This window comes from Streptomyces albiflavescens (genome assembly GCF_014645835.1).
GTDB classification, from domain to species: domain Bacteria; phylum Actinomycetota; class Actinomycetes; order Streptomycetales; family Streptomycetaceae; genus Streptomyces; species Streptomyces albiflavescens.
Map to the genome: position 1 here is coordinate 560 of NZ_BMMM01000040.1, position 6,806 is coordinate 7,365.

Here is a 6,806-nt window from a genome sequence, read left to right on the forward strand (position 1 = left end):
CTCGTCGGTCCGTGCGTATCTCGCCGAGTCGCTTCCGGACTACATGGTGCCCGCCGCCGTCCTCACTCTCGACGAGCTGCCGCTCACCCGTAACGGCAAGGTCGACCGGGCTGCTCTGCCCGCCCCTGACTTTGCCGACAAGGTGACCGGGCGGGCGCCGCGCACCGACGCCGAGGCCGCGCTCTGTGAGCTGTTCGCCGAGGTGCTCGGGATGGAGCGCGTAGGTGCGGATGACAGTTTCTTCGAGCTCGGCGGCGACTCGATCATGTCGATGCAGGTGGCGTCCCGGGCGCGTGGGGCGGGCCTGTTCTTCACAGCGGAGGACGTGTTCCGGCAGAGGACACCGACGCGCCTCGCCGCGGTGGCCGGGCACGGCGAGGAAGCGGGGCCGGCCGGTGACCGTCGCGCCGGGTCACTCCTGGCGGATCTGGGTGAGGAGGACGCGGAGCATCTGCGGGACCAGGTGCCGAACATGGTGGACGTCTGGCCACTGTCACCCCTCCAGGAGGGGTTGCTTTTCCACGCCACGTTCGACGAGCGGGGTCCCGACGTGTACGCGAGCCAGCGGATGCTGGCGCTCGACGGTCCGCTGGACGTGGACCGGTTGCGGGCGTCGTGGCAGGCGCTCCTCGCCCGGCACCCGGTACTGCGCGGGAGCTTCCACCAGCGCGCGTCCGGTGAGACGGTGCAGGTCATCGCGTCCTACGTGGAGCCGCGCTGGCGCGAGGCCGATCTCACGGGGCTTGCGTCGGACGCCGTACCCGGCGAGCTGGCGCGGCTGGCCGATGCCGAGCGGATGGAGCGGTTCGATCTCGGGGACGCCCCGCTGTTACGGCTGCTGCTGATACGTCTGGGCGCGGACCGCTCCCGCCAGGTCGTCACCGTCCATCACGCTCTGGTGGACGGCTGGTCCACGGATGTCGTCTTCGCGGAGTTGTCCGAGGTGTACGCGGCCGGTGGCCAGGCCTCGGCGCTCGCACCCGTCACGTCGTACACGGAGTACCTGGCGTGGCTGTCCCGGCAGGACAAGGACGCGGCGCGCGAGGCGTGGCGGGCCGAACTCGACGGCGTGGCGGAGCCCACGCTGGTGGCGCCCGAAGGAGTCGGGACGCAAGCGGTTCCGGAGCCGGTGTCGTTCGAGCTGTCCGGTGAACTCACGGGCGCGGTGGCGGACTTGGCGCGCTCGCAAGGCGTGACCGTGAACACCGTGGTGCAGGGTGCCTGGGCACTGGTTCTCGCCCGGCTCGTGGGGCGCACGGACGTGGTGTTCGGCGCCACGGTGGCGAGCCGGCCGGCGGAGCTTCCCGGGGTCGAGTCGGCGGTCGGTCTGTTCCTCAACACGCTCCCGGTACGCGTGAGTCTGGCAGCGGAGCAGCCGGTCGCCGGGATGCTGGCGGACCTGCGGGACCGGCAGGTCGCGCTGATGGCCCGGCAGCATCTGGGGCTCCGCGAGATCCACCAACTCGTCGGGGCGGGCGCAGAGTTCGACACGCTCGTGGTGTACGAGAACCTTCCTCGTACGCCCGCGGTCAGGGAGGGCGTCGACCCTCGGAGGACCGGATCCGCCGGCTCCCTGAGCGTACGTACTGTCGGCGACCCGCAGGACCGGGGTCACTATCCGATGGCGCTGATCGTGATGCCCGACGAGCGGCTGCGCGGCCATCTCGTCTGCCGGCCGGACGTGGTCGACCGGGCCCTGGGGGAGTCGGTGGTGGTATCGCTGACCCGGGTCCTCGAACAGATGGCGGCGGATCCGTCGGCGCCGGTGGGACGCCTTGACGTGCTCGGCGCGGCGGAACGCGCACATGTCGCGGCACAGTCCGTCACCACCGCACGGGAACACGCGCGTCGGGTGCGCGCCGGGGAGCCGACGCGGTCGCCTGCTCTGGCGCCGGAGCTGTTCGCCCGACAGGCCGCCGCCACACCCACCGCGGTGGCGTTGGTGGACGGCGCCCGTACGCTGACGTACGGCGAACTGGTCGCTGAATCGGCCGGACTGGCTCGCCGGCTCGTGCGGGCGGGCGTGGCCCCGGAGACCCGGGTGGCCGTCGTCGCCGACCGGTCGGCGGAGCTGGTGATGGCTCTCCTCGCGGTGTCGACGGCCGGCGGGGTGTACGTCCCCGTCGACCCGGGGCTTCCCGAGGCGCGGATGCGTCTGGTCCTCGGCGATGTCGCACCTCCGGTCCTGGTGTGCACGCGTGCGGCCCGCGACGCCGTACCACCGGACTTCAACGGTCGCCTCGTGGTCGTGGACGACCCCGCGGCGGCCGAGGTGGAGGCCACCCGCGCCGAAGGCCCCGTGACGGACCATGAGCACACACGGCCGCTGACCGCGGACCACGCGGCGTACGTCATCTACACCTCGGGTTCCACGGGCACCCCCAAGGGTGCCGTCGTCCCGCACGGGAGCCTGCGCAACCTGGTCGCCGACCGTGTGGAGCGATACCGGATCGGCGCCGACAGCGCCGTGCTGCAACTGGTCCCGCCGAGCTTCGACGTGTCGATGGCGGACATCTGGCCGGTGCTGTGCGCGGGCGGCCGACTGGTCCTCGGGCCGCCGACGAAACACCACGCGAGCGGCGAGGACCTGGTCCGGCTGATGCGCGCCGAGCGCGTCACCCATGTCGCGATGACCCCGACCGTCCTCGCCCAACTCCCTCCGGAGGAACTTCCGTTGCTGCGGGTGCTCATCGTCGGGGGTGAACCCCTGCCGGACGATCTGCGCGGGCAGTGGACAGCGGGCCGCGAGGTGTACAGCGAGTACGGGGTGACCGAGGCGACGGTCGCTTCCACAGTGAGCCGCCCACTCGGGCACCCCCTCGGCGCCCCCGGGACACCGCCGATCGGCCGCCCCATCACCGGCACCGAGGCGTACGTACTGGACGCCTTCCTGCACCCGGTGCCCCCGGGCGTAGTCGGTGAGCTGTACCTGTCCGGCGCGGGCCTGGCGCGCGGCTATCTGAGCCGGCCGGGCCTGACGGCACAGCGCTTCGTGGCCTGTCCGTTCGCCGCCGGGCAGCGGATGTACCGCACGGGCGACCTGGCACGCCGGACGGACGACGGCGAACTCCGCTACGCGGGACGGGCCGACGCCCAGGTGAAGGTGCGCGGGTTCCGGGTGGAGCCGGGAGAGATCGAGGCGGCGCTCGCCGCGCACCCCGAGGTGGGCCGCGCCGTCGTCGTCCTCAGGCAGGACCGCCAGGGCGAACGACGCCTCGTCGGCTACGTGGTGCCGCGCGGCTCAGGCGGCGTCGACCCCGAGCTCGTACGGGCGTACGCGGCGAAGGAACTGCCGGGCCACATGGTCCCCGCGGCCGTCGTCGCCCTCGATGCACTGCCGGCCACCCACAACGGGAAGGTCGACGTCACGGCCCTGCCCGCACCCGACTTCGCCGAACTGAGCTCCGGCAGGGCGCCCCAGGGTGCGGCCGAGGAGATCCTCTGCGCGATGTTCGCCGAAGTCCTCGGGCTGGAGCACGTCGGCGCCGACGCCAACTTCTTCGCGCTGGGCGGCGACTCGATCACCTCGATGCAACTGGTGAGCCGGGCGCGCCGGGCCGGGGCGTTCTTCGGTGCCCAGGACGTGTTCGAGCACAGGTCACCCGCCGCCCTCGCCCGGGTCGTCCGACTCGGTGACAGGACGCCGTACGGAGCGGACGGCGGCGCGGACGAGGGCGAGGTCGTCTGGACGCCCGTGATGCGGGCCCTGGGGGAGCGGGCAGCCATGGGCCCCGGATTCACCCAGTGGGTCGTGATCGGAACACCGCCGAGTCTTGACGCCGACACCTTGACGGCGGGCCTGCGGGCGCTGCTGGACGCACACGCCATGCTGCGGGCCCGTACCGAGGCGGACGGGCCCGAGCCCCGGCTCGTCGTGGGCCGCCCCGGCTCGGTCGACGCTGCCGACCTGATCACCCGCATCGACGCGACGGGCGAGAGCGCCCAGGACCTGGAGGAGCTGGCGGACCGCGCCGCACGGGAAGCGGTCCTGCGCCTCGAACCGAGGTCCGGGGTGATGCTCCAGGCGGCATGGGTGGACGCGGGCGCCGGACGCGTGGGCCGACTGGCCCTCGTCGTACACCACTTGGCGGTCGACGGCGTCTCCTGGCGGATCCTCGTACCGGACCTGCGGGCCGCCTGCGAAGCGGTCGCGGCCGGACGACAGCCTCGACTCGACCCAGTGGGCACGTCCTTCCGGCGGTGGTCGCGGTTGCTCGCCCAGGAGGCGGCCGCGAGGCACCGGGTCGCGGAACTGGACGCCTGGACCCGCGTGCTCGACACCCGTGAGCCTCCGCTCGGGGCACGGGAGTTGGATCCGGAGCGCGACGTCGCGGCGGCCGAACGACACCGCTCGTGGGTCGTGCCCCCGCAGCAGACCGCCACCCTGACGGCCCGCACCCCGGCGCTGTTCCACTGCGGCGTGCACGAGGTACTGCTCGCCACGCTCGCCGGTGCGGTCGTACATGGGCGGTCCGGCGTCGACGCTGGGGGTGTGGAGGGGCGGCGGCCCGGCGTCGGCGATGCGGTCGTGGACGGACGGTCCGGCACCGCCGACCTGGGCGTGCGCCAGCGGTCTGTCTCTGAGGGAATGGCCATCCACGGTCGCCCTGTCCCTGACGGAGCGGGTACGCGCCAACGGACCGTCTCCGACGGAACGATCCTTCTCGATGTCGAGGGGCACGGGCGCAAGCCGGTCGGCGATGCGGATCTGCTGCGCACGGTGGGCTGGTTCACCAGCGTGCACCCGATCCGCCTCGATCTGGCCGCCATCGACGTGACCCGAGCCCTGGAGGGCGGACCCGCCGCGGGAACGCTGCTGAAGGCTGTCAAGGAGCAGGCACGCGCAGTGCCCGGCGACGGTCTCGGCTACGGGCTGCTGCGTCACCTCAACCCGGAGACGGGCCCGGCGCTCGCCGCACTGCCGGGTCCGCAGATCGGCTTCAACTACCTGGGCCGCTTCCCCGCGGGAAGCCGCGAGGGTGCCCTCGCACCGTGGCAGATGGCCGGTCAGGACGCGATCGGCGGCTCCGCCGACCCGGCCATGCCCACCCTGCACGCTCTCGAAGCGAGCGCGGCCGTACGGGACACCCTCGACGGCCCGGAACTGACCATCACGCTCACCTGGCACCCCGCGGTCCTCGACGACGCGGCCGCGGACCGACTCGGCCGCCTCTGGCTCGATCTGCTCGCGGGCCTGGCCGCACACACCACGCACCCCGCGGCGGGCGGGCACACCCCGTCCGACTTCCCGCTCATCGAGCTCGCCCAGGACGAGGTCGAGCAGTTCGAAGCGATAGCAGCAGAGCTCGAAGGAGGACGGACATGGTGACGTCGTCAACCCCCGCCGAAGCAGCAGCCCGCGCCGAGGGGTCCTCGACGGCCGCGAAGGGCTCGGCACTCGCGGAGGTCTGGCCCCTCTCGCCGCTCCAGGAAGGGCTGCTGTTCCACGCGGACTTCGACGGCCGCGGACCCGATGTCTACACCGTGCAGAACGTCCTGGCCGTGGACGGCCCCCTGGTGCCGGCACGGTTCCGCGCCTCCTGGGAGGCGCTCCTGACCCGGCACGCCGCGCTGCGCGCGAGCTTCCAGCGGCGCAAGACGGGTGAGGCCGTCCAGATGATCACCCGCGAGGTCGTCCTGCCCTGGAGCGAGGCGGACGTCTCGGACCTGGCGGAGGAGGAAGCGTCGGCGCAGGCGGAGCGACTGGCCGCCGGCGAACGCGCGCACTGCATCGACCCGGCGAAGCCCCCGCTGCTGCGGCTTCTCCTGATTCGGCTCGGCGAGCGGCGCCACCGCCTGGTGATGACGAGCCACCACATCCTCATGGACGGCTGGTCGGCCCCCATCCTCCTCAAGGAACTCGCCCAGGTCTACGCGGCCGGAGGGGACGCGTCCGGCCTCGCACCCGTGACGTCCTACCGGGAGTACCTGGCGTGGCTGGCCCGGCAGGACAAGGACGCCGCCCGAGCCGCCTGGCAGGCGGAGCTGGCCGACGTGGCGGAGCCGACGCGGGTGGGGGCGACAGCGCCGTCGGAGCATGCGGAAGAGCCGAAAAGGGTTTCCGCGCATCTCTCCGAGGCGACGACCACGGCCCTCACCGAGCTGGCCCGCGCCCAGGGTCTGACGGTGAACACGGTGGTGCAGGGTGCCTGGGCGCTGGTCCTGGCGCGCCTCGCCGGGCGGACGGACGTGGTGTTCGGCGCGACGGTGGCGGGCCGCCCCCCGGAACTCCCGGGCGCCGACTCCATGATCGGTCTGCTCATCAACACCCTGCCCGTACGCGTACGGCTCGACGGCTCGCAGCCGGTGCTGGAGATGCTCCGCGAGTTGCAGAACCGCCAGTCCGCGCTGATGGCCCACCAGCACATCGGGCTGCCGGAACTCCAGCAACTCGTCGGCCCCGGCGCGGCCTTCGACACCCTTCTCGTGTACGAGAACTACCCGCTGCCGCCCGGCCAGGCGCTCGCCCCCGACGCGCTCTCCGTGACCACCGTGACGTCACGCCAGGCCACGCACTACCCGCTCTCACTGGGAATCTTCCCCGGCGAACGCCTCCGGGTGGGCGTGACCTACCGACCCGACCAGATCGACGCAGCGGTGGGAGAAACGCTGGGCGGACTGCTCGTGCGGGTGTTGGAGGGGGTGGTGGCTGATCCGTCCGTGGTGGTGGGACGGGTCGGGTTGGTGGAGGGCGCGGAGCGTGTACGGGTGGGCGAGGTGCGCGGTGGGGTGCCAGTACCGGTGTCGGTGCCGGAGTTGATCCGTGGGCGGGTGGTTTCGGCGCCGGATGCGGTGGCGGTGGTGGG

2 protein-coding genes are annotated in these 6,806 nt (G+C 72.8%); both read left to right on the plus strand.

What is annotated here, in order from left to right; translation table 11 throughout:
- Positions 1-5,329, plus strand: a 5,329-nt coding sequence (locus IEY95_RS48335) for a non-ribosomal peptide synthetase (RefSeq protein WP_229703879.1), incomplete at its 5' end; no start/stop codon positions are given.
- The coding region (locus IEY95_RS48345) for a condensation domain-containing protein (protein WP_268240565.1) at positions 5,323-6,806 on the plus strand (1,484 nt) is incomplete at its 3' end. The genes IEY95_RS48335 and IEY95_RS48345, both read left to right, overlap by 7 nt.